Origin of the sequence: Streptomyces sp. NRRL WC-3605 (genome assembly GCF_001509795.1) — a bacterium.
GTDB classification, from domain to species: Bacteria; Actinomycetota; Actinomycetes; order Streptomycetales; family Streptomycetaceae; genus Streptomyces; species Streptomyces viridochromogenes.
This window is the reverse complement of sequence record NZ_LLZN01000060.1, coordinates 1-25,123: the sequence shown is the minus strand read 5'-3', so window position 1 is coordinate 25,123 and position 25,123 is coordinate 1. Positions and strand designations below refer to the sequence as shown.

Here is a 25,123-nt window from a genome sequence, read left to right as displayed (position 1 = left end):
TCAGTCGGTCGGGAGGGCCTGCATGGCCTTGATGAAGCCGTCCGTGTCGAGCTGTCCGTTGAAGAACTGCTGGATGGCCTTGTGCATGTCCGAGCTGGCCTTCTGCGGGTACGCCTGGTCCCACGACAGCTGGAACGAGGGGGCGTCGGCGACCAGGTCGTACTGGAAGCGGGAGTACTTCGGGTCGGCGGCCTTGTCGAGGAAGTCCTTGGTGTTGGTGGTCGTCGGCAGGTTGCCGATGTCCAGCTGCGCCTTGACGAAGTCGTCGGAGTACATGAGCTTCAGGAACTCGGCGACGGCCTCGGGGTGCTTGGTCTTCTTCATGACCGAGTAGTAGTTGTTGGTGTTGCCGGCCACGTTCTTCGGGTCGCCCTTGCCGCCGGAGATGGTCGGGAAGGCGGTGTAGCCGAGGCTCTTCTCGGCGAAGTCCGGGTGGTCGGTGAGCTGCTGGGAGTAGTACCAGGAGCCCATCAGCTCGAAGCCGGCCTTGCCGGACGCGACGAGCTGGACGGAACCGGCGTTGGTGTACTTGACCGAGTCGTAGTTCTTGCCGAAGGCCCCGGCGTCGACCAGCTCCCTGATCATGTTCAGCGCCTTCTTGCTGTCCGGGCTCTCCCAGGCGCTCTTGTCGCCGCCGATGGCCTTGGCGAACAGCTCCGGGCCGGCCACGCGGTCGTAGAGGTACTGGAACCACATCTGGGTGGGCCAGACGTCGCCGCCGCCGAGCGCGATCGGGGTGACGCCCTTGGCCTTCAGCTCGGTGACGGCGTCGAGCAGTTCGTCCCAGGTCTTGGGCGGCTTCACGCCCGCCTCGTCGAGCACCTTCTTGTTGTGGAAGAGCAGGACGGGCTGGGTGCCGCGCATCGGGACGCCGTACGGCTTGCCGTCCACCACCGCGTTGTTGAACACGGACGGCAGGAACTTGTTCTCCAGATCCGGGTTCTTCTCGATGAAGTCGTCGAGCGGCATCAGGAGGCCGGCCTTGACGAAGGGCTTGATGCTGCCGCCGCCCCAGTTGAAGAAGACGTCCGGGGCCTGCGGGGTGTTGATGATCGTCTGCAGCTTCTTCTGGTAGTCCGCACCAGGGATGGTGTCGAGGACGACCTTGACGTCGGAGGTCTTGTTGAACTTCTCGACGAGCTGCTTCTCCACCTTGTTGGTGGCGTCCCCGTAGACCAGGACATGGATCTTGCCGTCGGACCCCGAGCCCCCGTCGCCGTCCCCACAGGCCGAGAGCGTCAGCGCGAGGGTGAGCGTCGCACCGCAGGCGACCAGTCTGGGCAAGCGCGCACGTGTCTTCATCGTTCGCCTTTCGAAAGTTTCGGCTTCATCGCCGAAAGTCCATGCGGTGGGACAGTAGGTCAGAGCCCCCATCGGGTCAACGGTCCGATCACTACTCGACCGAACCGTTACCGATCGGTGGTGGCCTATCCTGCGTTCATGCACGAAGACGAAGAGGTGGGCGGCCGGGTGACCTTGGCGGCGGTAGCGAAAGAAGCCGGTGTCTCCATGCCGACAGTTTCGAAGGTCCTCAACGGACGCTCGGACGTCTCCCGCACGACCCGCGCCAAGGTGGAGCACCTGCTGGAGGTCCACGGCTACCGCCGGCGGGCCCAGGCGGGGTCCCGTTCCCCGCTCATCGAGCTCGTCTTCCACGAACTGGAGAGTGTCTGGGCGATGGAGCTGATCAGGGGCGTGGAGAACGTCGCACGGGACAACCGGGCGACCGTGGCGCTCACCGAGAGCGGCACCCGGCACACCCCCGGCCCCGACTGGCTGCCCGGCGTGCTGCAACGCCGGCCCATGGGTGTGGTGCTGGTCTTCTCGACCCTGAGCGAGGACGTCAAACGGCGGCTCAGGGCGGCCGCCATCCCCATCGTGATCGTCGACCCTGCGGGCGACCCGGATCCGGACGTGCCCTCGGTCGGCTCCGCGAACTGGTCGGGCGGCCTCGCCGCCACCCGCCACCTCACGGACCTCGGGCACGAGCGCATCGCGATCGTCACCGGGCCCGAGGACATGCTGTGCTCGCTGGCCCGGCTGGACGGCTACCGCTCGGCGATGTCGATGGCGGGCCTGGAGTGCGACCCGCGGCTGACGCGCTTCGGCGACTTCCATGTACAGGGCGGCTACGAACACGCCATGGACCTGCTGGACGGACCCGACCGCCCCACGGCCGTCTTCGCCGGCAGCGACCTCCAGGCGCTCGGCGTCCTGGAGGCGGCCCGCGTCAAGGGGCTGCGCGTCCCCGAGGACCTGTCGGTGGTCGGGTACGACGACGTGCCGCTCGCCCAGTGGTCGAGCCCGCCGCTCACCACCGTCCACCAGCCACTGCGGGCCATGGCCGAGGAGGCAGCGCGCATGCTGCTGCGCCCCGACACCCCCGGCACCGCGGCCCAGCGGATCGAACTGGCGACGAACCTGGTGGTACGCCAGAGCACGGCCCCGCCCCGGAAGGGCTGAGCACGCGAAAACCGGGCGGGCCGCGCTCGCGCACGGCCCGCCCGGAACAGGCCCGCCCCCGTCCCCTCCTGAGAGCGTGTCTCGCCGGTCAGGCCGGGGTCCCGGCGTGACCGGCGAGACACCCCCGAGCGCGGGGGCGGACCCGGTGGGCGGTGCGGGGAGGCACCGCCCCGGATTCCGGTCAGGCGCCCGGCAGTACGCCCGTCCGGGCCACCTCGGCGTACCAGCGCGCGCTGGCCTTCGGGATCCGCTTGCCGGTCGGGTAGTCCACGTAGACCGCGCCGAAACGCTTGCTGTAGCCGTGCGCCCACTCGAAGTTGTCCAGCAGGGACCACAGGAAGTAGCCCCGGACGTCCGAGCCGTCGGCGATGGCCTGGTGGACGGCGGCCAGGTGCTCGCGGACGTACGAGATCCGGGCCGGGTCGTTCACCTGCCCCTCCGGGTCGGCGTAGTCGTCGAACGCAGCGCCGTTCTCGGTGATGACCAGCGGCATGCGCGGGAAGTCGGCCGACAGCCGGCGCAGCAGGTCGTACAGCCCGGTGGCGTCGACGGCCCAGCCCATGGCGGTGGTGGGGCCGGGCGGCTGGTGGAAGGAGACCTTGTCGGCGGCCGGCCACGGGCTGTGCGAACTGTTGCCGTGCCCGTCGGAGTTGTGCGTGCCGCTGCCGTCCGTCTCGGAGACCAGCGTGGGCGTGTAGTAGTTGACGCCGAGGAAGTCCAGCGGCTGGTGGATCCGCTCCAGGTCCCCGTCGGCCACGAACGACCAGTCGGTCAGGCTCGCCGTGTCCTTGAACAGGTCCTCCGGGTAGGCGCCCTCCAGCATCGGGCCGGTGAAGACCCGGTTGGCCAGGGCGTCGATCCGGCGGGCCGCGTCGACGTCGGCCTCCCGCGTGGTCAGCGGACGGACGTGGTGGATGTTGAGCGTCACCGAGCACTGCGTGCCGGACGGCGTCCGGTCGCGCACCGCCTGGACGGCGAGACCGTGGGCAAGGTTGAGGTGGTGCGCGGCGCGCAGCGCGGCCACCGGGTCGGTGCGGCCGGGGGCGTGCACCCCGGAGCCGTAGCCCAGGAAGGCGCTGCACCACGGCTCGTTGAGGGTGGTCCAGGTCTTCACCCGGTCGCCGAGGGCGTCGGCGGCGATGGCCGCGTACTCGGCGAACCGCTCCGCGGTGGCGCGCTCCGGCCAGCCGCCGGCGTCCTCCAGTTCCTGAGGCAGGTCCCAGTGGTAGAGGGTGGCGACGGGCTGGATGCCCTTCTCCAGCAGCTCGTCGGCCAGACGCCGGTAGAAGTCCAGGCCCTTCTGCACGGCGGGGCCGCGCCCCGTGGGCTGGATACGGGGCCAGGCAAGGGAGAACCGGTAGGCGCCCAGGCCGAGTTCGGACATGAGCGCGACGTCCTCGCGCCAACGGTGGTAGTGGTCGGTGGCGATGTCACCGGTGTCGCCGTTGCGGACCCGTCCCGGCGTCCTGGCGTAGGTGTCCCAGATCGACGGCGTGCGCCCGTCCTCGGCGGCCGCGCCCTCGATCTGGTACGAGGCGGTCGCGGAGCCCCAGAGGAAGTTCTTGGGGAAGGTGCGGGTGCCGTCGATGCCGGACTCGCTCTGCTGTGCAGCGGTGACCACGGAAGTCCTTTCAGAAGTGGGGCCGTTCGCGTGGGGCGAAGGGCCGACACGGATGAGCGGGCCCGGCGGGGGTGCGGCCGGGCCGGTGTGCGGGGGTCAGCCCTTGACGGCGCCGGCCATGATGCCGCTGACGATCTGCCGTCCGAAGACGATGAACATCGCCAGCAGCGGGAGCGTGCCGAGCAGAGCGCCGGCCATGATGAGCGACTGGTCGCGGACGTAGCCCGCGCTGAGCTGGGTGAGGGCGACCGGAACCGTCGGGTTGGTCATGTCGAGCACCACGAACGGCCAGAAGAAGTCGTTCCAGGCGTGCACGAACGTGATCATGAACAGGACGGCCATGGCGGGCCGCGCCACGGGGAGCACGATGCTCCAGAAGATGCGCAGCGAGTGCGCCCCGTCGACGCGTCCGGCCTCGACCAGCTCGTCCGGCAGCGCCTCCGACAGGTACTGGCGCATGAAGAACACGCCGACCGCGCTGACCAGCGTCGGGAAGATGACGGCGGGCAGCTGCTGGGACCAGCCCAGTTCGGACATCAGCATGAACAGCGGGACGACACCGAGCTGCGGCGGCACCATCATCGTGCCGATCACCAGCATCAGCAGGATGTTGCGGCCCTTGAACCGCAGCTTGGCGAAGGCGAACCCGGCCAGCGTCGCGAACATCACCGTGGACAGGGCGATCACGCCGGCCACGATGAGGCTGTTGATCATGGCCTTGCCCATGGCCGCCTCGTCCCAGGCGCGGGCGAGGTTGCTGAACAGGTTGGGGCCGGGCAGGAACGGCGGCGGGGTCTGGCTGACCCGGGTGTTGTCCGTCGACGCCGCCACCATCGTCCAGTAGAGCGGGAAGATCGACAGGATCGCCATGACGGCGAGCAGGACGTAGGCGAGCGGTCCCGCGTGGTGCTGGCGGCCGGCACGCATGCGCAGCAGGCGCCGGCGGCCGCCGCGGCCGGTCGTCGGTTCGGGGGTCCGGGCCGGGGTGTCCGTCCGGACCGGGAGGCTTTGAGTGGTCATGTCGGCTCCAGGTCAGGACGATCGGGCCCGCAGGCGCTTGATCAGGCGCTGCACGGCGAAGGCGAGGACGAGCAGCAGGAACATCGCCCAGGCGACGGTCGCCGAGCGGCCCATCTGGTAGTTCTTCCAGCCCTCCTCGTACAGCAGCAGGCCCAGCGTCTGGTACTGGTTGTCCGCGCCGCCGGTGACACCGTTGGGGCCCTGGCCGAAGATCAGCGGCTCACCGAAGAGCTGGGTGGCGCCGATCGTCGACAGCACGATCGTGAAGACGATCGTCGAGCGGATGCCGGGCACGGTGACGTTCGTGAACTGCTTCCAGCGGGAGGCACCGTCGATCGAGGCGGCCTCGTAGCGCTCGGCGGGGATGGCCTGCATCGCGGCCAGGTAGAGCAGCGCGTTGTACCCGGTCCAGCGCCAGATGACGATGGTGGAGATCGCGAACTGCGAGGGCCACTTCTCGGCCTCCCAGTCCAGCGGGTCGATGCCGATCGAGCCGAGCGCCCAGTTGATCATGCCGAAGTCACGCTCGTAGATCATCGTGAACACGAGCGCGGCGGCGGCGACCGACGTGGCGTACGGGACGAGGGACGCGACCCGGAAGAAGAGCGAGGCGCGCATCCGGTAGTTGAGCAGGTGCGCCAGACCGAGCGCCATCAGCAGCTGCGGCACGGTCGAGATGACACCGATGGTGATGGTGTTCGTCAGCGCGTTCCAGAAGCGCTCGTCCTGCCACAGCGCGGTGTAGTTGTCGAGGCCCACCCACTCCCGCACGTCGAGCGTGGCCAGCTCCACATGGTGCAGGGAGATCCACGAGGTGTAGATGAGCGGGTAGAAGCTGAACGCGGCGAAGACCACGAAGAACGGCGCGACGAACGCGTACGGCGCGCCCTTGACGTCCAGCCGGTGCAGCAGCGAGGCGCGCCGCCGGGTGGAGGTGCCGTCGCCCGCGGCGCCGGGCGGGGCCGGCGGCTCCTCGCCGGCCAGGGCCTTGGTGGTGGAGGTGGCCACCGGAGTTCCTTCCTGAGAGGGGGTGGGTCAGCCGGTCCCGGGCCCGCGGCGAGCGCGCGGGCCCGGGAGGCTGCGGGGGCATCGGGTCAGCCGACGGCCTTCTCGATGCGCTCCGTGGTGGTCTCCCACGCCTCGTCACGCTTGGTGCCCTGCTCGATCAGGGCCAGACCCTGCGAGAAGGTGTCCTTGATCGTGCCGTCCTTGCGGCCCAGGACCTGCTTGTCCGGGATCTCCTGGGCGGCGGCGCCGAAGATCTCGCCGATCGGCGCGTTGTTGAAGTACTCCGACTTGGCGTTCTTCACGTCGGGGTTCTCCAGGGCCTCCTTGGAGGAGGGGATGTTGCCTATCTCCTTGAAGATGTGGGCCTGCTGCTCCGGGGCGGTCAGCCACGCCACGAGCTTCTTGGCCTCCTCCTTCACCGGGCTCTGCTCGATCACACCGAGGAAGGAGCCGCCCCAGTTGGCGCCCTTCGGGGCCCGGGCGACGTCCCACTTGCCCTTGTTGGCGTCGCCGGCCTTCTCACTGATGTGGCTGAGCATCCACGCGGGGCACACGGCCGTCGCGAACGTGCCGTTGGCGAGACCCGGGTCCCAACCCGGCTGGAACTGACGGAGCTTGGCCGTCAGCCCGCCCTCACCGGCGTCGGCGGCGAGCTTCCAGGCGTCCTTCACGACCGGGTTGGAGTCGTAGATCAGGTCGCCCTTCTCGTTGTAGTACTGCTCCGGGTAGCCGTAGACCATGGCGTTGAACAGGCCGCTGGAGGAGTCCATGTAGGCGACCTTGCCGCCCTTGAAGTCCTTCTTGAAGGTGCGCCCGACCTCGACGTACTTGCTCCAGTCGCCCTCCCAGAGCTTGCCGACCTCCTCGCGGTCGGTGGGCAGGCCGGCCTTCTCGAAGTAGTCCTTGCGGTAACAGACGGCCATCGGGCCGATGTCGGTGCCCAGGCCCAGCACCTTGCCGTCCTTGGTGCTGATCTGGGACTCCTTCCACGGCAGGAAGTGCTCGGTGCCCGCCACGTCGGAGAAGTCCGCGAACTTGTCGGCCTGGGTCTCGGTGATCTCCTTGGCCCGGCCGATCTCGATGCCCTGGATGTCCTTCAGGCCCTTGCCGCCGGCGAGCCTGGTCTGCAGCGCGGTGTAGTAGGTCTGCTCGTCACCCGCGATCTCGGCCTTGATCGTGACGTTCGGGTTCTCCTTCTCGTACTGCTCCAGCAGGCCGGTCTCCTTCAGGCCCATGACGCCGAACAGGCCCATGGTGATGGTGACCTTGCCGTCCTTCTTTCCGCCGCCTGTGACCGAGTCGTCGCCGCTGCTGCATCCAGCGACGAGGGCCAGCGCGCTGACGGCCGCAGCTGCTGCCGCCAGCCTCTTTCCGCGCAACGATCCGAGACTGCTCATGGTTCTCCTCCCAACGGCCTGCGCAGACGTGTCGGACGGACACGAAAACGACGACCGCAGCGGCTCCGGCGAGTGGTGACGAGTGATGGGAACGTGCCCAATCTCGGGTGGGCACGTTCCCAGCGATGGATGGCAGACTCTCCGGAGCGAGCGCATCTGTCAATGACTTGAACGCAACGATCGGGCTTTGCGCGAGATTTGCGTTCATATTTCGTGCTGGACCGCTCACCTCGCCGACCGCGCGGTCTGCCAGAATTGGCGCTGGTCACCTACGCGACAGGAGGGTGCCGCGGATGCAGGGAGGGGAGCGCATGGCTGGGAACCGCCGTCCGACGATCAAGACGGTCGCCGCCCGCGCCGGTGTGGGCCGGACGACGGTGTCCCGCGTCGTGAACGGCTCGGAACTGGTCAGCGCCGAGGCGCGCTCCCGGGTCCTCGCGGCGATCAAGGAGCTCAACTACGTGCCGAACTCCGTCGCCCGGGGTCTGGTGACCAGCCGGACCGACGCGGTGGCGCTCGTCATCCCCGAGTCCGCGAGCCGGCTCGGCTCGGAGCCCTTCTTCGCCGCCCTGATCAGGGGTGTCAGCCAGGCCCTCGCCGACAGCCGCACCCAGCTCCAGCTGATGCTCGTCCGGGACCAGGCGGAGCGGGAGCAGCTGACCGAGTCCGTGGCGACCCGCCGCGTCGACGGCGTCCTGCTGGTGTCCGTGCACTCCGACGACCCGCTGCCCGCCATGCTGGAGGAGATGGGCCTGCCCACGGTCCTCGCCGGCCGCCGCGACGCCGACGAGGCGCTGAGCTATGTGCACGCGGACAACACCGGGGGAGCGATCCAGGCGGTCCGCCACCTCCTCGGCAGTGGCCGGAAAAGGGTGGCCGCGATCGCCGGTCCGCTGGACATGGACGTCGGCCGCAGCCGCCTCGAGGGATGGCGGACGGCGCACGAGGAGGCCGGCGTGCCGGCACGTCAGGACCTCGTCGAGGTGGGCGACTTCAGCTGGGAGAGCGGGTCCCGGGCGATGCGTTCGCTTCTTGAACGAGCCCCCGATCTCGACGCCGTGTTCGCCGCCTCCGACCTCATGGCCATCGGTGCCCTGGAGGAACTGCGGCGCCAGAAGCGGAAGGTGCCGGACGACGTGGCGGTCGTCGGCTTCGAGGACTCCCCGCACGCCCGCTGGACCAACCCGCCGCTGACCACGGTCCGTCAGCCCGTCGAGGAACTGGGCAGCGCGATGGTCCGCATCCTCTCCGAGATCACCGAGCCGGGCGCCGCGCGACAGCAGTTGATGCTGCCGACGGAGCTGGTCGTACGGGAGTCGTCCGGGGGGTCGTCGGACGACGGGGCGGACGGCGACGAGGGGGACGTGGACCGCGGGCGGTGACGAGACGGACGGCCCCGGCGGGCGGTGACGGCTTCCCGCCGGGGCCGTACGGCTGTCTCCCCCCGGAGGGCTAGGCGTCCTCGGTCCGGGAACGCCGGTCGGCACGTCGGCGCAGGTACAGCGGCAGCACGTACCAGCACAGGCCGAACCACAGCATGACGCCGCCCACGAGTATCTCCGCCAGCACGCCCGGCACGACGAAGCGGAGGATCAGCAGGAGCGTGCAGCCGATGGTCAGCGCCAGCAGGACCATGCCGCACATCATCAGACGCCCCGCGACCTCGACGACGTCGTCCTTCATGCGCTGACCGGACAGGAAGCGGTGGATCGACACGGGCGCTATGAGCGATCCGGTGGCCGACGCGCCGAGCACCACCGTCGTGACGTAGATGCCCCGGTCCAGCGACTCCAGCTCCCGGAACAGCGGGGTGAACGCCACGCTGAGCAGGAAGCCGAAGAGGATCTGCACGCCGGTCTGGGCGACGCGCGTCTCCTGAAGAACCTCGTTCCAGCGCCGGTTGACCCGCTCACGCGCCGTCTCGGGCACCTCGGTGTCCGATGCCGCGCGCGAAGTGCCGTGCTGTTCGCGGCAGGGGGCGTCGGTGGCGTCGTGCTCGGCGGACTGCTCGGTGATCGTCATGCGCATCCTCCCCGGGTCGGAGAGTCCGTTTGCCCCGTCCACGCGTCTTCATGCAGGTGGGAGCCGTTCTCGGTGCGCGCGCCGCGGATTTGAGTCTCTACCCGGGGGAGGGTCCACGGTGGCGTCCATGAACAGCAACGCATTCGACGGACGCACCGCCGTGGTGACGGGCGGCACCCAGGGGACCGGACGGGCGACGGCGCACCGGCTGCGGGAGGCAGGCGCGCGGGTGGTCACGACGGCCCGAACGGCACCCGAGATCCCCGACCCGCTCTTCGTCGCCGCCGATCTGAGCACCGAGGAGGGTGCCGCTTCGGCCGCCGCCCAGGTCATCGACCGCATCGGTGTGCCGGACGTCGTCATCCACGTCGTGGGCGGGTCCAGCTCCCCGGCCGGTGGCTTCACCGCGCTCACCGAGAAGCACTGGGCGGAGGAACTGGCGCTCAACCTGCTCTCCGCGGTGCGCCTGGACCGGGCCCTCGTGCCCGGGATGGCGGCCCGCGGCTCGGGCGCCGTGGTGCACGTGACCTCGATCCAGCGCCGGATGCCCCTGTACGAGTCGACCCTTGCGTACGCATCCGCGAAGGCCGCGCTGGCCGCCTACAGCAAGGGCCTGGCCAACGAGGTCGCCCCGAGCGGCGTACGGGTCAACTCGGTGGCCCCCGGCTTCATCCGCACCGACGCCGCCGAGCGGTTCCTGGCCCGGCACATGCGGGAGAGCGGCCTGAGCCGGGAGGCGGCGCTGGAGGAGCTCATGCGATCGCTCGGCGGCATCCCGCTGGGGCGGCCCGCGGAACCGGAGGAGGTCGCCGAGGTGATCGCCTTCCTGGCCTCGGACCGAGCCGGGGCGGTCGCCGGCGCCGAGTACGCGGTGGACGGCGGCACCGTCCGGGCCCTGTGACGCCCGCCGTGCACACCGGCACGAAGAACACGAAGAACGCGGAGAACACCGACAGCACGGAGGAGAGGAGACACGAGCACATGCCGAACCCCCCGCACGGCGTGCGAAGCACGGTCCAGGAACGGCGGGACTTCGCGGAGGCCTACTTCGCGGCCGCGAAGAGCCCGGACCGCGAGCAGTACCTGTCACTGTTCCACGAGACGGCCGTCGTCCACGACGAGGGCCGCAGCCACGAAGGGCTCGCCGGGGTGCGACGCTGGCGGGACGCGGTCCCGCCGGTCCGCTACCGCCTGCGCGAGGTCACCGGCCCACCGGCGGCCCTCCGGGCCCTCGCCGAGGTCGCCGGCGACTTCCCCGGCAGCCCGGTCACCCTGTGCTTCACTTTCGAACGCGATGAGCAGGGGAGGATCACGCGACTGGACATCACACCCTGACACCGGCACCCGTGCCGGGGGACGACACCGAGGACGAGGAGACCCGTGGGCGGCGACCGGCTGACGATCGGCGAGTTCTCGCGCATCACGCACGTGAGCATCCGCGCCCTGCGCCGCTACCACGAACAGGACCTGCTCGTCCCGGCGCAGGTCGACCCGGTCACCGGCTACCGGTACTACGCGCCCGAGCAGGTGCGGCCCGCGCTGACCATCCGGCGGTTCCGCGACCTCGACCTCCCGCTGGCGGACCTGCGGCGCTTCCTGCACGCCGAGTCCGCCGGCGCGGGCGCGGCCGGGCACGAGGCGGCCCAGCAGGTGGTGGCCGCCCATCTGCGCCGGCTGGAGGACCGGCTCGGCCGGACCCAGCGGGCGGTCGAGGCACTCCGCGAGCTCCTCGACCCGGAGGCCGAACGGACGGTGAGCCGGGACGACCTGCCGCCGCAGCACGTCTTCGCCGTGTCCCTGGACGTCCCGCCGGACGCCGGCCTGAGCTGGTACGACGCGGCCATGCGGGACCTGGACACGGCGGCCGGCCGGCGCCCGGTGCTGCCGCCCGGCGGCCGGTACGCCCACAAGCTCTTCACGGAGGGCCACGGCCACGCCACGGTCTACCTGCCCGCCGAGCTGCCGCTGCCGCCGGACGCGCCGCCTTCCGTCCGCGAACTCAGGCTGCCCCGGCGCAGCGCGGTCGTCGCCACCCACGCCGGGCCCCATGACGACCTCGACCTGACCTACGGCGCCCTCGGCACCTACGCCGCCCGCAACGGACTGCGCTCCCAGAGCCTCGTCGAGGAGGTCTACCTGGTGGGCCCGCGGGACACCGACGAGCCCCGGCGCTGGCGCACCCTGGTCGCCTGGCTGGTCGACCCGGAGTGACCCGGGGCCGGCCTCGAGCGACCTCACCGAACCGGGCGCGAGGTGCCGCTGCGGTCGCTACCCTCGGCCCCCACCATGCCGGTACGACCAGTACCACCCGTAGAAGCCGTGGGCGCCTCGCCTCAGTCGACCTGGACGTCCAGGCGCTCGGCCACCGACGTGAGGGCCGGGCCCAGGGGGAGGGCGATGCGGGCGACGGCGTGCCGGTCACCGCGGGTCGGGTCGCGGTTGATGATCAGGACCGGCTTGCCCGCCTCGGCGGCCTGCCGTACGAACCGCAATCCGGACATCACCGTCAGCGAGGAACCCAGGACCAGCAGGGACGCCGCCTCGTCGACCAGCGTGCGGCAGCGCTCGACGCGCGCCGGCGGGACGTTCTCGCCGAAGAACACCACGTCCGGCTTGAGGATGCCGCCGCAGCGCGTGCAGGGCAGGACCTGGAAGTCCTGGACCTGCTCGTCGGTGAGGTCGGCGTCACCGTCCGGGTTGATCGCGGCGGCCACCGGGTCGAAGCCCGCGTTGGCCTCCTCGAGCCGGCGGGCGAGTTCGGCGCGCGGGCTGTACGTCCCGCAGGACAGGCAGACCACCCGCTGGAGGCCGCCGTGCAGCTCCACGACGTCCGGGCTGCCCGCCGCCTGGTGCAGACCGTCGACGTTCTGGGTGATCACGCCCTTCAGCAGACCGTGCCTCCCGAACGCGGCCACCGCCCGGTGACCGGCGTTGGGGTGGGCCCGCCCGAAGGTGCGCCAGCCGAGGTGGCTGCGCGCCCAGTACCTGCGTCGCGCCGGGGCGCTCGACGTGAACTCCTGGTAGGTCATCGGGGTGTGCCGGCTGAGGCTGCCGCCCTCGCCCCGGTAGTCGGGGATGCCGGACTCGGTGGAGATGCCCGCGCCGCTGAGCACCAGGACCCCGCCCGTGTCCAAGGCGTCGACGACCGGACCGAGGTCCGTGGTGCCGGCCGGCCAGTCCTCGGCCGGCGTCCAGACGAGAGTGGGGCGCATCCGCATGCCGCAAGGGTACGCAGCGGCGCGGACCAACGGTCCGTGCCCCAGTGCCACAGGATCTCCCCGCCCTCCGGGACGACGACCCGGTGAAAGGTCCGCCGCGGCGACCTGGCGGTTCGGGGCACGGTCCTCACGGTGTACGGCGCGGCGGGCGCCGCCGTCGTCACCGTGGCCGCGCGCAAGCGCGCGGCGAGCGGCTGACGGGCCCGGTGCCTACCGCGCGGTGCGGAAGCGGAAGGCGCCCTCCGCGCCGCCGAGCGTGAGCCAGGTGTCCTCCTCGTGCCGGACCAGGCGCAGCGCCACCCGGGAGCAGTGGGCGCACCGCGCGGTCAGGCCGGGGTCCGGCCCGTACACGTGCAGCTCGGCCAGGGGGCCGGTCGAGCCGCAGTCCGGGCAGCGCCACCAGGCCCGGGTCATGTCGGCGGAGAAGATGTCCGACAGCGGCCCTGCCAGGCTGTTGCCGTCGACGTGCGGAGAGACCTCTGTCATCGGTTGCCTCCAGGCGCGGGCGGCCGGGGGAGCGGGGCTCACCCGAACCGTTCGGTACGGATCGTGGCGGGGTCCTGCCCCGCCGACGTCAGCAGACCGGCGGCGGCCTCCACGAAGCCGGTGGGACCGCAGACGTACACGGTCCCGGCGGGCGTCAGCCGTTTCAGCGCGGGCTCCAGGTCGGCCGCCGTGAGCCGCCCGGCGGCGCGGGTGCCGCCGGGCGGAGCCTGCCGTGTGAAGAGGAACCGCACGTCCAGGGCGGGATCGGTGCCGCCGAGCTCCGCGCGGTACCAGAGGTCGGCCTCGCCGCGCACGGAGTGGATCAGCTGGAACGGGCTCGTGGAGGCCGCCTGCCGGTGTGCGCGGACCATGGCCATCAGCGGCACGACCCCGGAGCCGCCGGCCACGAGGAGCACGGGCTCGTCCTGCTCGGGCCGCCACACGAACCAGTTCCCGAGGGGGCCGCGGACCTCCACGGACGCCCCGATCGGCAGGTCGTCCGCGAGATACGGGGACACCTCGCCGCCGGTCACGGGCTGCACGCCCACCTCCAGACGGCCGCCGTCGGCGGGCGCGGCCAGCGAGTAGCTCCGGGCCGCCTGATAGCCGTCGTCGGCGGTGAGCCGCACGTCGACGTGCTGCCCCGCCAGGTGCCCGGGCCAGCCCGGCGCGTCGAGGACCAGGGTGCGGGCGGTCGCCGTCTCGTCATGGCGCCCGACGAGCCGTGCCGTACGCCAGGGAAGGGGCATCGTCAGTCCCCCCAGTGGCGCTGCTCCCGCCAGGGGTCGCCGTAGTTGTGGTAGCCGGCGGTCTCCCAGAACCCCGGCTCGTCGTCGTGCGTGAGACGCAGACCGCGCACCCACTTCGCGGACTTCCAGAGGTACAGGTGCGGTACCAGCAGGCGGGCCGGGCCGCCGTGCTCCGGGGACAGGGGGTAGCCGTCGTAGGTGTGCACGAGCCACGCCTTGCCGTCGAGGAGGTCCTCGAGCGGCATGTTGGTGGTGTAGCCGCCGTAGCTGTGGACCGCGGCGTACTCGGCGGCGGTCTCCACGTCGTCGAGCAGCGTGTCGAGGCTGACGCCGCGCCATCGGGTGTCGAACTTCGACCAGCGGGTCACGCAGTGGATGTCGTGCACGGAGTCCTCCTGCGGGAGGGCCATCATCTCGTCCCACGTCCAGGCGCGTTCCTCGCCGCTCTCCGTGGTGACCGTGAACGTCCACGTCTCCGTGGGCACCCGCGGGGTGGGCCCCGCCGAGAGGACCGGGAACGACTCCGTCGGGTACTGCCCGGGCGGCAGACGGTCGGTGAGGGACGCGGAACGCCTGCGTCCGTGGAATCCGGGGGAAAGAGAACTCACGACTGGTCTCCCTGGAACGGTGGCACGTCAGCCCGCGCGAAGGACCCGTTCCTCACACTATTGGGCAGACGGCCGTCGTCGGCCACTCGCCGGACCGCCCCCGTCCGGGACGGGCGGCGTCAGACTTCCGTCACCTCGGCAAAACCCTTCCTTGGTCGTCCGCGCCCTACTGTCCGTGACAGTCAGCACCGCCGCCCTGCCGAGAGCCGAGGCCCGCCTCCCATGACCGACCGACGTGCCCTTCTGGACCGGTTGCCCGTGTCCCCGCGCTTCTGGCGCAGCCCCCTGCGCGGGACATGGCTGACGTCCGTGCTCGGGGTGGTCCTCCTGGCCGGGGTGCCGCTGCTGCTCGTGACGGGCCTGCTGTCGTACGCCGCCTACAACCCCGACCTGTCGCCGCTGAACGACAAGACGCCGGACAAGGGCCTGCTGGGCTTCTACCTGTTCTCCTGGCCGACCGATCCGCACTGGCTGTACCGGGTCACGCAGGGCGTCCATGTGGCGCTGGGCGTGGCGCTGATCCCGGTGCTGCTGGCCAAGCTGTGGTCGGTGATCCCCCGGTTCTTCGCGCTGCCGCCCGTGCGGTCCGTCGCCCAGGCACTGGACCGCCTGTCCCTGCTGTTCCTGGTGGGCGGCGGCCTGTTCACCTTCCTCACCGGCGTCCTCAACGTCCAGCTCGACTACGTCTTCCCCGGCTCCTTCTACCGCCTGCACTTCTACGGCGCCTGGGTCTTCTTCGCCGCCTTCGCGGCCCACGCCGCACTGAAGATCCCGCAGACCGTGCGCAGCCTCCGGGAGCACGGCGGCCCGATCGCCCACATCCGCTCCACCACCCCGCCGGCCCTCGTCCCGAACGACGATCTGGCCGCACCCGATCCCGCGCCGCCGACGCTCTCGCGGCGCGGACTGACCGCACTCGTCGGAGGCTCCTCGCTGCTGCTGTTCCTCACCACGGCCGGCCAGAGCATCGGCGGGCCGCTGCGCCGCACCGCGCTGTTCGCGCCGCACGGCGGCGGCGACCCCGGAGGCGGACCCAACGGCTTCCAGATCAACAAACCGGCCGCCCTCGCCGGAGTCACCGACGCGCAGACCGGTGAGGCCTGGCAGCTCGTGGTGACCGGCCCGCAAGGCCAAGTACGTCTTTCGCGCCAGGAGTTGCTGGCGATGCCCCAGCACACCGCCGCCCTGCCCATCGCCTGCGTCGAGGGCTGGTCGACGGAGGACCAGCACTGGCGCGGAGTGCGGCTGCGGGACCTGGCCGCCCTGGTCGGGTACGAGGCCGAGGGCGCGCCGGACGTCCTGGTGGAGTCCCTGCAACTGCACGGGTCCTTCCGCCGGGCGGCCCTGCGCCACAACCAGGTGCGCGACCCCCGCTCGCTGCTCGCCCTCCAGGTCAACGGCGCCGACCTGTCGCCCGACCACGGCTACCCGGCCCGCGTCATCGTTCCGGCCGCGCCCGGAGTCCTCAACACGAAGTGGGTCGCCCGGCTGTCCTTCGGGAGGGTGCTGTGACGAACACGCATTCCGCGCAGAACGCGGGCCTGTGGTGGCGCCGTTGGTACGGGGCGGGCCCCGGCCACCTGCTGCTGACCACCGCCTCGCTCGTCCTGGTCTGCTACGCGGGTCTGCGCCTGCTGGACGCCGACGAGTGGATGACGGTGGTGTACTGGGTGGTCGGCGCGGCCCTCGTGCACGACCTGGTCCTCGTGCCGCTGTACGCGGCGATCGACCGGGGCCTGCGCGCCCTGCTCGCCCCGCACCTGGTCAACTACGTGCGCTGGCCCGCCACCGCCTCCGCCCTGCTGCTCCTCGTGTGGTTCCCGCTGATCAGCCGTGCCGTGGACCGATACGAGCGTGCCACCCTGCTGCCCGCCGATGTCTTCCTCGTCCGGTGGCTCCTCATGACGGCGGCGCTGTTCGCCCTCTCCCTGGCCGTGGCGGCGCTGCGGGCCGTGCGGCGCCGCCGAGCCGGTCCCGGGGGCGTGAACGCCGGTCCTACGGAGCCGCGTTGAGCAGGTCCAGCGCGCTCTGCTGCCGTGCCGCGTCCACCGTGTCGACGGGTCCGGACCAGCGCAGCCCGTACTGGTCGAGCGGCGTGCGGTCGCTGCTGTGGGCGCGGTCGGCCTGGCGGCGCAGGTACGCCGTGTAGGGGTGGTCCGGCAGCGCGGCGTCCAGCTTGCGCAGCCCGCGCACGTGCGCGCCCTTGAACGACGGCCCGTCGGCGCCGCAGTCACCGCCCTCGCACGGGTCGCGCAGGATGCCGTCACCGGTGTGCAGCGAGGGGGCCGTCGTCGCGGCGTCCGCCATCCGCCGGGCCTGCGTCAGCAGGGCGGAGTCCCCGGTGGCGCGGTGCAGTTCGGTGAGGGCGCCGAGCAGGACGCCCTGGTTGTAGGACCAGACGGGCTGCCCGTTGTTGCGGCAGGTGGACAGGTCGATGCCGTCGTTCACCAGCTGGGACGCGTTGATCATCCCGGTGCCCTGGAACCATGCCCAGCCGGCCCGGGCGCGGTCCCGGTACGTCGTGTCGCCGGGGATCCGGTTGTGCAGGGCCGCGTTGAGGTGGATGTAGAGGGAGTTGGCGATGGCGTTCTTGTAGCCGCGTGCCGTGCTCCACCACACGCCGCCCCCGCAGGTGCCGTCCCAGTACGCCGCCATGTGCTCGGCGTCCGCGCGGGCCGTGGCCAGGTAGCGGCTGTCCCCGGTCAGGTCGTACGCGGCGATCCAGGCCAGCCCCCACCAGCCGGTGTCGTCGATGTAGTCGTTGCGGAACTGCCCTCCCTGCGCGGTGACGTTGAGGTCGTAGGTGCGGGCGATCGCGTACCGGTAACTCCCCATCCCCGACACGCGGATGTTGTCGATGACCGCGGTCAGCGCGTTCGCCGAGTTCCACCAGCCGGTCGTGGCGAACAGGCCCGTCGTGTACGAGTAGAGCGTCATCAGACCGGTGGCCGCCGCGGTCCGCCGGTCGCCGGCGTTCCACGTGGTGCGCGCCCACGGCGTGCAGGCGATCTCGGTGCGGTCCCCGGCCCTGCCGCAGGCGCGCAGCGCGCCGACGCCGTGACCGTTCCAGTCGTCCACGTTGTACATGAGCGTGCGCCAGTCCCGCCGGCCCGCGGGCACCGTCGTGGAGCCCAGCCTGCTCCCCGTGCTCCAGGAGCGCCCGCCGTCGAAGGACCGGTCGAGCCAGACCTCGTCACCCGGACCGCCGTCGTCGAGAGACGCCCAGCCCATGGCGTCGGCGTCGTCGAAGTGCAGGACGATCGACCGCCCGTACAGGGAGACCGTCACCGGCGTGCGGTCGCCGGGGGAGAGGGCGGGATCGCGGGCGTCGCAGTACTTGTTGCAGACGGCCGCCCGCGGTGCCGCGCCCGCGGCGGAGGCGGCCTGCGGGGCGAGACCGGCGAGGAGCGCCAGAGCGCACAGCGCGGCCCACGGGGACCGGAGGAGCGTTCGTGCGGGAGTCATGGGGCCTCCCTGCCAGGGCGGGCCGCCGCGACGAGGTGGGGGAGGCGGCCCGAGGGGAACCGGACGTCGGACGAGAGAGCGCTCTCGGAACGTAAGGGCAGGAACGGTGGACGTCAATGGGCCGCGTGCGCACCATGGTTGAGCCGCGGTCGTTCAGCCGTGCTCGCGCCACCACCGGACGGCCAGCGTCGCCGCGGTCACCGCGGTGAACGCTCCGAAGCCCAGGTTGACGGCCGTGTCCGCGCCCACGACGGACGCCACGGCGTTGCCCACCACACTGACGACCAGCGCCGGCCACAGAAGGGCGCGGGCGAGGCCGGCGCGAGCGGGCGGTTCGGGATGGGTCATGACTCCTCCGGCGGGACTGGCGGCGACGGTGGGCTGAGGCGCCACCGACGCTAGGCGACGCCGCCCGGCCCGCCGATCCCGCAGACACCCGGCCCGGGGTACAGCAGGCACTACCCGCTGTCGGACCGGACCATGACGGCCCCCGGCCTCTTATAGGGTCGATCGCTGTGCTCGACGGAAGGAGTGGGCATGCCGAACGGCGACGATCACCCGAGCCCAGGCCGCCGGGACTACTTCGCGGGCGTCGCGAGGGACGCGCTGAGCGCGACGAGGCAACTGGTCTCCGGCCTCCGTACGGCCCTCCTCGCGCTGCTCGTCCTCGTCCTGCTGGTCCTCTGCGCCCTCACCGCCCCGCTCGGCGTGGGCCTGCTCGCGGCGCCGGCCGCCCTGCGTGCCCTGCACGGCCTGGCCGGGCTCGAACGCGCCCGGCTGGCTCGCTTCGGACCCGAGGTCGTGGCGCCCGAACCGCCACCGACCGCCGCACGCGCCGCCCTCCGCGACCCCGCCACCCGGCGTGAACTGCGCTGGCTCGGCCGGCACGTCGTCGCGGGCCTGCCGCTGGGACTCCTCGGCTTCTGGCTGCCGATCCTCGCCGTTCGGGACCTTCTGTTCCCGCTGTACTGGCGGTTCGTGCCCGCCGACGCGACGGCCACGTCCATCGGCATCGGCTCCTCCACCTCGTGGCCGGACGCGGTCGCCGTCGCACTACTCGGCGTCGGCTGGGTCGCCATCGTCCTGGGCCTCGGCCCCGCCATGGCCCGCGCCCAGGCCGGCCCCGGGCGGCGCCTGCTGACGGCCGGACCGGAGACCGACCTCTCCCTGCGGATCGCGGAGCTGACCGCCACCCGCGCCGCCGCGCTGGACGCCCACAACGCCGAACTGCGCCGTATCGAACGCGCCCTGCACGACGGCACGCAGAACCGGATCGTGTCCGTGACCGTGCTGCTCGGCGCCGCCCGCCGGATGGTGGCCCGCGACCCGGACGGCGCGCAGGAACTCCTGGAACGCGCCCAGTCCGCGGCTGAGCAGGCGCTGGCCGACCTGCGGGCCGTCTCCCGCAGCATCCTGCCGCCCGTCCTGTCCGACCGCGGCCTCGCCGGGGCGCTCACCGGGCTCGCCGCCGAGTGCGCCGTACCGTGCCACGTCGACGTCGACGTGCCCGGGCGCTGCGCGGCCTCCGTGGAGGCCACCGCCTACTTCGTCGTCGCCGAGGCGCTCACCAACATCGCCAAGCACAGCGGCGCGACCCGCGCCACCGTCACCGCGCGGCTGGCCGGCGGACGACTCCTGTTCACCGTCGACGACGACGGACAGGGCGGCGCCCGGGCCCTCGCCGAAACGCCCGGCGACGGCGGGCCCGGCACCGGCTCCGGTCTCGCCGGCATCCGGCGGCGCGTCGCCGCCCACGACGGTACGTTCCGCCTGACGAGCCCGCCGGGCGGCCCGACAACCCTGGAAGTGGACCTGCCATGCGGATCGTGATCGCCGAGGACGACCCCCTCCTGCGCGAAGGGCTGGCCCTGCTGCTGCGCGCCGAGTCCCTGGACGTGGTCGCCACGGCCGGCACCGCCGATGACGCCCTGGACGCCATCGACCGTCACGAGCCGGACGTGGCCATCCTCGACGTCAGGATGCCGCCCACCCACACCGACGAGGGCATCCGCGCGGCCGTGGAGGCACGGCGCCGCCACCCCGCGCTCGCCGTGCTCGTCCTGTCCGCCTACGTCGAGCAGAGCTTCGCCACCGAACTCCTCACCGGCGGCGTCGGCGGGCTCGGCTATCTGCTGAAGGAACGCGTCGGCCGGGTCGAGGAGTTCCTCGACGCACTGCGCCGCGTCGCCGACGGAGGCACCGCGATCGACCCCGAGGTCGTCGCACAGCTCTTCACCCGGTCCCGCCGGGACACCCGCCTGGAACGCCTCAGCCCCCGCGAGAAGGACGTGCTCGGCCTGATGGCGGAGGGCCTGGGCAACAGCGCCATCGCCGAACGGCTCGTCGTCACGGACGGGGCCGTCCACAAGCACATCCGCAGCATCTTCGCCAAGCTCGACCTCGCCCCGACGGACCAGCTGGACCGGCGGGTCGCGGCCGTCCTGCACTACCTGGAGGACGCCCGCCGACGCTGAGAGGCCGCCCCCCCGGGGGTACGGGGTACAGCCTGCTGTACCCGCACTCGGGGTGTGCGCGGCAATGATCCGCCGGGCCCCCGGTGGTGTGCTGAGGACACGTCATCAGCGACCGCCGAGAGGACCCGCAGTGAGTACCCGGACCCCCGCACGGACCAGCACACCACCGGCCGAGCGCACCGAGCGCACGCTGCGCGGCAGCGTCCGACGCCACCCGCTGACCTGGTTCTTCACCCTGGCCTACGGGCTGAGCTGGGTGGCCTGGCTGCCGTACGTCCTCTCCGGGAACGGCCTGGGCGTCTGGCACGTCACCTTCCCCGGCGGCGCCGGCGCCTCCCAGCTCACCGGCGTCCTGCCCGGCGCCTACCTCGGCCCCATCGGCTCCGCGCTGCTCATCATCGCCCTCACCGAGGGACGCGCCGGACTGCGCACATGGCGGAGCCGCATGACCCGGTTCAAGGTCAGTCGGCGCTGGTACCTGGCCGTCCTGGTGTCGGTGCCGCTCGCGCTCACCCTGGCCTCGGCCGCGCTGTCCGGTGACGGCCCCGCGCAGCCCTCCGCCACGGTCCTGCTCGCGTTCCTGCCGGGCCTGGCCGCACAGATGGTCACCACCGGGCTCGCGGAGGAGCCGGGCTGGCGCGAGTTCGCCATGCCGCGCATGCAGCGCCGCCTCGGGCCCCTCGCCGCCACCCTCGCCGTCGGTGTCCTGTGGGGCTGCTGGCACCTGCCGCTGTTCCTCACCGACTGGGGCGGCGGCCCGGACGTGGCCTGGACGGAGCCGGTGGAGTTCGTCGCGACGGCCACCCTGTTCAGCTTCGTGATGACCTGGGTGTTCAACCGGTCCGGCGAGAGCATGCCGCTGGTCATGCTGCTGCACTGCGGGGTCAACAACTACTTCTCCGTGGCCGGGGAGGACCTGTTCCCCGGGATGTCGCACGCCGACGTGACCCACGCCTTCTTCCTCGCCTCGCTCGCCGGAGCGGTCGTCGCGCTCGCCGCCACCCGCGGCCGCCTGGGCCTGCCGGAACGGCAGCCCACCCGCACCGGGGCAGCAGCCGGCTGAACCGGCCCCCGTCCCGCCAACTCCCCTTCCCGGAAGGCCCGTCCCATGCACCCGTCCTCCCCGGCCACACCCGCCGTCACCCTCCAAGGCGTCACCAGGACCTACGACGGTGAGCAGCCCGTCGCGGCCCTCGCCGGTGTCGACCTCGACTTCCCGGCCGGCACCTTCACCGCCGTGATGGGGCCGTCCGGCTCCGGCAAGAGCACCCTGCTGCACTGCGCCGCCGGACTGGACCGCCCCACCTCCGGCCGCGTACGGATCGGCGGCACCGACCTGTCGTCGCTGTCGGAGAAGCACCTCACCGAACTGCGCCGCGGCCGCGTCGGCTTCGTGTTCCAGGCGTTCAACCTGGTGCCGGCCCTGACCGTGGAGCAGAACATCCTGCTGCCGTCCCGGCTGGCCCGCAGCGCCCCCGACCCGCGCTGGGTCGCGGAGATCGTCGAACGCGTAGGACTGGCCGCCCGGTTGACACACCGTCCCTCCGAACTGTCCGGCGGACAGCAGCAGCGGGTCGCGATCGCCCGCGCGCTGGTGTCACGCCCCGAGGTGATCTTCTGCGACGAGCCGACGGGAGCCCTGGACACCCAGACCGCCGCCGAGGTCCTGGCGCTGCTGCGGGCCGTCGTCGACGACACCGGCCAGACCGTGATCATGGTGACCCACGACCCGGTCGCCGCGTCCTACGCCGACCGCGTCGTCGTCCTCGCCGACGGACGCGTCGTACGGGACATGCCCCGGCCCGGAGCGGCCCGCATCGCCGAGCAGCTCGCCGGGCTCGGCCGCCGTCAGTACGCCGTGCACGGGGAGGGCTGAGCCGTGCTGTCGCTCGCCGCGCAGATGCTGCGCTTCCGAAAGGGCGGCTTCGTCGCCACCTTCCTCGCCCTCGCCGCCGGCGTCACCGTCCTGATGACCTGCGCCCTGCTCGTGGAGTCGGGACTGCGGTACCACGGCACACCCCAGCGCTACGGCCGGACCGTCGCCGTGGTCGCGGACCGGGACATGACGGTCACTCGAACCATGCTGGGGGAGCAGGAGTCCACCACCCTGACTCTGCCGGAACGCGGCAGCGTCCCCGGCTCCCTCGTGCACCGGATCGCCGAAGTACCGGGCGTGACGAAGGCGGTGGGGGACCGGTGGATCCCGGTCATGGCGCCGGCCGCGCCCGACACCGCCGTCACCGGGCACGGCTGGTCCGGCGCCACGCTCGCCCCGTACGAGCTGGTCGCCGGATCGCCACCGCGGGCCGACGCCGATGTCGCCGTCGACTCCCGGCTGGCGGACGCCGCGAAGCTGCGCCCCGGTGACCGTACCGAGATCGTCACGGGCGGCCGCACCCTCAGCCTGCGGGTCAGCGGCGTCGTCGAGGCCCCCGCCGCCGAGGGCAGCGGCAGCGCGCTCTTCTTCACGGACGCCCGGGCATCCCGCCTCGACCCGCGCCCCGGCCGGTTCGACGCGATCGGCGTGCTCGCCGAACCCGGCGCCGACACACCGGCCGTGGTCGCGGCGGTCCGCCGCGCCGCCGACAGCGCCGGAGCCACCACCTACACCGGCGCCGACCGCGGACTGGCCGAGGAACCCGAGGCGGCCGCCGCCCGGAACCTGACCGTCCAGGCCGGCAGCGCCTTCGGCGGGTACGCCGCCGTGATCATCGTGTTCGCGGCCGCCTCCACCGTCGGACTGTCGGTACGTCACCGCCGCCGGGAGCTGGCCCTGCTGCGGGCCGTCGCGGCGACCCCCGGACAGGTCCGGGCGATGATCCTCGCCGAAGTGGGCCTGCTCAGTGCCCTGGCCGCACTCGTCGGCGTCCCGGCCGGCCTGGCCGCCACCGGCCGGCTCCGCGACGAACTCGTCGAACGGCACTTCGTCCCCGGCACGTTCACCATCCAGGGCGGCCTGCTGTCCGGTCTCGCGGTCACCGCCGCCGTCGCCCTCGTCGCCCTCGCCGCCGCGTGGACCGCCGCGCTGCGCACCACGCGGATCAGGCCGACCGAGGCGCTCGGCGAGGCCGCCGTCGACAAGGGCCTCGGCGGCCGGACCCGCCTGGTGTCCGGGCTGGTGTTCCTCGCCGCCGGGGTGTCCTTGATCGGGCTCACCGGGGCCACCGGCGGCGACACGGCACTCGGCGCCGCCCTCGGCATGCTCTACACGTTCGTCCTCGCGATCGCCCTGCTCGCCCCCTGGATCAACCAGGGCGCCGCCCGCCTCCTCACCCCCGTCCTGCGCACGGTGTGGGGGAACAGCGGCTACCTCGCCGCGGCCAACCTGCGGGCGGGCGCCCGCGGCATGGTGGCCGTCCTGACCGCGCTGGTGCTGTCCGTCGGGCTCGGCGGCACCGTCTGGTTCCTCCAGGACAACCTCCAGCGCCAGACCGAGGCCCAGTCCCACGACGGCACCCGCGCCCAGCACGCCCTCGTCGGCACGACCGGCCTGCCCGCGTCCGCCGCCGACCAGGCCCGCCGCATCCCGGGAGTCGAGGCGGCCACTGGAGTACGGCGTACCGCGGTCATCGTCCGGGGCGGCCTGGAACCGGGCACCGCACTCGCGCAGGGCATCGACCCGGAAGGCGCCGACCGGACCATGGACCTCGGCGTGCGGTCCGGGAACCTCGAAGCCCTCGACGGGAAGAACACCGTGGCCGTGTCCGCCTCCCTGGCCGGGGCGGCCGGCTGGGAGGTGGGCGACCGGGCGCGCCTGTGGCTCGGCGACGGCACCCCGGTCACCCTGCGGGTCGTCGCCGTCTACGACCGGGGCTTCGGCTTCGGCGACGTCACTCTCGGCAAGGCGACCCTCGCCGGGCACACCCGCACGAGCCTGGACGACCACGTCCTCGTCCGCACCGCCGACGGCGCCTCCCCGGCCGAGGTGAGCGCGGCCCTCGACCGCGTCGCCCGCCAGTACCCTGCGGCCGCCGTCACCGGAACGGACCGGCTGACCGCCGAACTCGGCGCGGACCTCGCCGTCAGCGCCTGGCTCAACCGGATGCTCATCCTCGTCCTCGTCGGCTACTCCGTCCTCGCCGCCGCCAACACCCTGGTCATGGCCGCGCTGGCCCGCACCAGGGAACTGTCCCTGCTGCGCCTCGTCGGGGTGACCCGCGGCCAGATCAAGCGGATGATCCACGCCGAACAGGCCGGACTGCTGGGCGTCGCGCTCGCCATCGGCGGCATCATCGCCGCCGTCACGCTGTCCTCGGTCGTGAACGCCGTCACCGGCGAACGCGTCCCGTACGTGCCCACGCTCGGCTGGATCACGATCGTCGCCGGCACGGTGACACTGGCCCTGGCCGCCGTACTGCTGCCGATCCGCCGGGTGCTGCGTGTGAGCCCGGTGCGGGGGATCGGGCTCCGGGAGTAGCGGTCCCGGGAAAGGCCGCCGGCCCCCGCTCGCACCGGGCGAGCGGGGGCCGACGGCCGTCAGAGCCCTGGGTCAGGGCAGGGTCCATTTCTGGTTGGGGCCGGTGTGGCAGGTCCACAGGTGGACGGGGGTGCCGTCGTTCCAGGTGCCGCCCGAGGCGTCGAGGCATTTGCCG

General features: G+C 72.2%; 25 protein-coding genes. 12 read left to right on the top strand and 13 right to left on the bottom strand.

All coding sequences use genetic code 11. The features are described 5' to 3' along the window. Entirely contained in the window at positions 1-1,302 is a 1,302-nt protein-coding gene (locus ADL34_RS19240; RefSeq protein ID WP_062669529.1) for an ABC transporter substrate-binding protein, read from the bottom strand. A gap of 138 nt (positions 1,303-1,440) precedes the next feature. Here ADL34_RS19240 and ADL34_RS19235 point away from each other — a divergent pair, with 138 nt between their 5' ends. After that, on the top strand, positions 1,441-2,463 hold the full coding sequence (locus ADL34_RS19235; RefSeq protein ID WP_199835595.1) for a LacI family DNA-binding transcriptional regulator: 1,023 nt from the start codon (positions 1,441-1,443) through the stop codon (positions 2,461-2,463). Positions 2,464-2,644: 181 nt separating this feature from the next. On the opposite strand, the gene ADL34_RS19230 is transcribed toward ADL34_RS19235, so the two are convergent. The 4 genes from ADL34_RS19230 to ADL34_RS19215 all read right to left on the bottom strand — a co-directional run bounded on the left by ADL34_RS19230 (position 2,645) and on the right by ADL34_RS19215 (position 7,509). Next, positions 2,645-4,084 carry a GH1 family beta-glucosidase gene (locus ADL34_RS19230; RefSeq protein WP_062669526.1) on the bottom strand — a complete coding sequence of 480 codons (1,440 nt, stop codon included), beginning with the start codon at positions 4,082-4,084 and terminating at the stop codon, positions 2,645-2,647. 96 nt (positions 4,085-4,180) lie between these two features. Next, on the bottom strand, positions 4,181-5,104 hold the full coding sequence (locus ADL34_RS19225; RefSeq protein ID WP_062669524.1) for a carbohydrate ABC transporter permease: 924 nt from the start codon (positions 5,102-5,104) through the stop codon (positions 4,181-4,183). 12 nt (positions 5,105-5,116) lie between these two features. Then, entirely contained in the window at positions 5,117-6,112 is a 996-nt protein-coding gene (locus ADL34_RS19220) for a carbohydrate ABC transporter permease (protein WP_062669522.1), read from the bottom strand. 86 nt (positions 6,113-6,198) lie between these two features. Next, positions 6,199-7,509 (bottom strand): ABC transporter substrate-binding protein, encoded by a 1,311-nt coding sequence (locus tag ADL34_RS19215; protein ID WP_062669520.1) that lies wholly within the window; start codon positions 7,507-7,509, stop codon positions 6,199-6,201. A 311-nt stretch (positions 7,510-7,820) separates the two neighbouring features. Between ADL34_RS19215 and ADL34_RS19210 the strand changes: the two genes are divergently transcribed. Then, positions 7,821-8,891 carry a LacI family DNA-binding transcriptional regulator gene (locus tag ADL34_RS19210; protein ID WP_062669518.1) on the top strand — a complete coding sequence of 357 codons (1,071 nt, stop codon included), beginning with the start codon at positions 7,821-7,823 and terminating at the stop codon, positions 8,889-8,891. 70 nt (positions 8,892-8,961) lie between these two features. Here the strand turns inward: ADL34_RS19210 and ADL34_RS19205 are convergent, their stop codons facing one another. Beyond that, a complete protein-coding gene (locus tag ADL34_RS19205) occupies positions 8,962-9,531 on the bottom strand; it encodes a DUF6328 family protein (RefSeq protein ID WP_062669515.1) in 570 nt (189 codons plus the stop codon). A 127-nt stretch (positions 9,532-9,658) separates the two neighbouring features. On the opposite strand from ADL34_RS19205, the gene ADL34_RS19200 reads away from it, so the two are divergent. The 3 genes from ADL34_RS19200 to ADL34_RS19190 are packed head-to-tail and all read left to right on the top strand — an operon-like array spanning position 9,659 to position 11,742. Beyond that, on the top strand, positions 9,659-10,432 hold the full coding sequence (locus tag ADL34_RS19200) for an SDR family oxidoreductase (RefSeq protein WP_062669620.1): 774 nt from the start codon (positions 9,659-9,661) through the stop codon (positions 10,430-10,432). Further along, positions 10,429-10,866: a nuclear transport factor 2 family protein gene (locus ADL34_RS19195; RefSeq protein WP_234375055.1), complete on the top strand. Its 438-nt coding sequence runs from the start codon at positions 10,429-10,431 to the stop codon at positions 10,864-10,866. Before ADL34_RS19200 ends, ADL34_RS19195 begins: the two co-directional genes overlap by 4 nt. 45 nt (positions 10,867-10,911) lie before the next feature. Further along, positions 10,912-11,742, top strand: coding sequence for a MerR family transcriptional regulator (locus tag ADL34_RS19190; RefSeq protein ID WP_062669513.1), 831 nt, complete (start codon positions 10,912-10,914; stop codon positions 11,740-11,742). A gap of 122 nt (positions 11,743-11,864) precedes the next feature. Here ADL34_RS19190 and ADL34_RS19185 read toward each other — a convergent pair whose 3' ends face one another. From ADL34_RS19185 to ADL34_RS19170, 4 genes are all read right to left on the bottom strand, one after another. Continuing rightward, positions 11,865-12,749: an NAD-dependent protein deacetylase gene (locus ADL34_RS19185; protein WP_062669511.1), complete on the bottom strand. Its 885-nt coding sequence runs from the start codon at positions 12,747-12,749 to the stop codon at positions 11,865-11,867. 210 nt (positions 12,750-12,959) lie between these two features. Continuing rightward, on the bottom strand, positions 12,960-13,235 hold the full coding sequence (locus ADL34_RS19180; RefSeq protein WP_062669509.1) for a DUF6510 family protein: 276 nt from the start codon (positions 13,233-13,235) through the stop codon (positions 12,960-12,962). Positions 13,236-13,273: 38 nt separating this feature from the next. Beyond that, on the bottom strand, positions 13,274-13,984 hold the full coding sequence (locus ADL34_RS19175; RefSeq protein WP_062669507.1) for a ferredoxin reductase: 711 nt from the start codon (positions 13,982-13,984) through the stop codon (positions 13,274-13,276). Positions 13,985-13,986: 2 nt separating this feature from the next. After that, a complete protein-coding gene (locus ADL34_RS19170; protein WP_062669505.1) occupies positions 13,987-14,592 on the bottom strand; it encodes a molybdopterin-dependent oxidoreductase in 606 nt (201 codons plus the stop codon). Between the two features lie 222 nt (positions 14,593-14,814). On the opposite strand from ADL34_RS19170, the gene ADL34_RS19165 reads away from it, so the two are divergent. Both ADL34_RS19165 and ADL34_RS19160 read left to right on the top strand, forming a co-directional pair. Next, positions 14,815-16,104 carry a molybdopterin-dependent oxidoreductase gene (locus tag ADL34_RS19165; RefSeq protein ID WP_062669503.1) on the top strand — a complete coding sequence of 430 codons (1,290 nt, stop codon included), beginning with the start codon at positions 14,815-14,817 and terminating at the stop codon, positions 16,102-16,104. Further along, positions 16,101-16,604: a hypothetical protein gene (locus ADL34_RS19160; protein ID WP_234375054.1), complete on the top strand. Its 504-nt coding sequence runs from the start codon at positions 16,101-16,103 to the stop codon at positions 16,602-16,604. The genes ADL34_RS19165 and ADL34_RS19160 overlap by 4 nt, the downstream gene beginning before the upstream one ends. On the opposite strand, the gene ADL34_RS19155 is transcribed toward ADL34_RS19160, so the two are convergent. Both ADL34_RS19155 and ADL34_RS19150 read right to left on the bottom strand, forming a co-directional pair. Further along, the gene (locus ADL34_RS19155) at positions 16,588-18,057 is read right to left on the bottom strand and encodes a glycoside hydrolase family 76 protein (protein WP_062669501.1); all 1,470 of its coding nucleotides are present in this window, start codon (positions 18,055-18,057) and stop codon (positions 16,588-16,590) included. The genes ADL34_RS19160 and ADL34_RS19155 overlap by 17 nt on opposite strands. Positions 18,058-18,210: 153 nt before the next feature. Then, entirely contained in the window at positions 18,211-18,405 is a 195-nt protein-coding gene (locus ADL34_RS19150; protein ID WP_062669499.1) for a hypothetical protein, read from the bottom strand. Positions 18,406-18,594: 189 nt separating this feature from the next. On the opposite strand from ADL34_RS19150, the gene ADL34_RS19145 reads away from it, so the two are divergent. The 5 genes from ADL34_RS19145 to ADL34_RS19125 all read left to right on the top strand — a co-directional run bounded on the left by ADL34_RS19145 (position 18,595) and on the right by ADL34_RS19125 (position 24,948). Beyond that, a complete protein-coding gene (locus ADL34_RS19145; RefSeq protein WP_062669498.1) occupies positions 18,595-19,887 on the top strand; it encodes a sensor histidine kinase in 1,293 nt (430 codons plus the stop codon). Further along, entirely contained in the window at positions 19,875-20,531 is a 657-nt protein-coding gene (locus ADL34_RS19140; RefSeq protein ID WP_062669496.1) for a response regulator transcription factor, read from the top strand. Before ADL34_RS19145 ends, ADL34_RS19140 begins: the two co-directional genes overlap by 13 nt. A 130-nt stretch (positions 20,532-20,661) precedes the next feature. Beyond that, on the top strand, positions 20,662-21,594 hold the full coding sequence (locus ADL34_RS19135) for a CPBP family intramembrane glutamic endopeptidase (RefSeq protein ID WP_062669494.1): 933 nt from the start codon (positions 20,662-20,664) through the stop codon (positions 21,592-21,594). Between the two features lie 45 nt (positions 21,595-21,639). Further along, positions 21,640-22,407 (top strand): ABC transporter ATP-binding protein, encoded by a 768-nt coding sequence (locus tag ADL34_RS19130; protein WP_062669493.1) that lies wholly within the window; start codon positions 21,640-21,642, stop codon positions 22,405-22,407. Positions 22,408-22,410: 3 nt separating this feature from the next. After that, positions 22,411-24,948, top strand: a complete 2,538-nt coding sequence (locus ADL34_RS19125) for an ABC transporter permease (protein WP_107115678.1) — start codon at positions 22,411-22,413, stop codon at positions 24,946-24,948. A gap of 72 nt (positions 24,949-25,020) precedes the next feature. On the opposite strand, the gene ADL34_RS34945 is transcribed toward ADL34_RS19125, so the two are convergent. Continuing rightward, a partial coding sequence (locus ADL34_RS34945) for an RICIN domain-containing protein (protein ID WP_159038952.1) occupies positions 25,021-25,123 on the bottom strand: 103 nt, incomplete at its 5' end.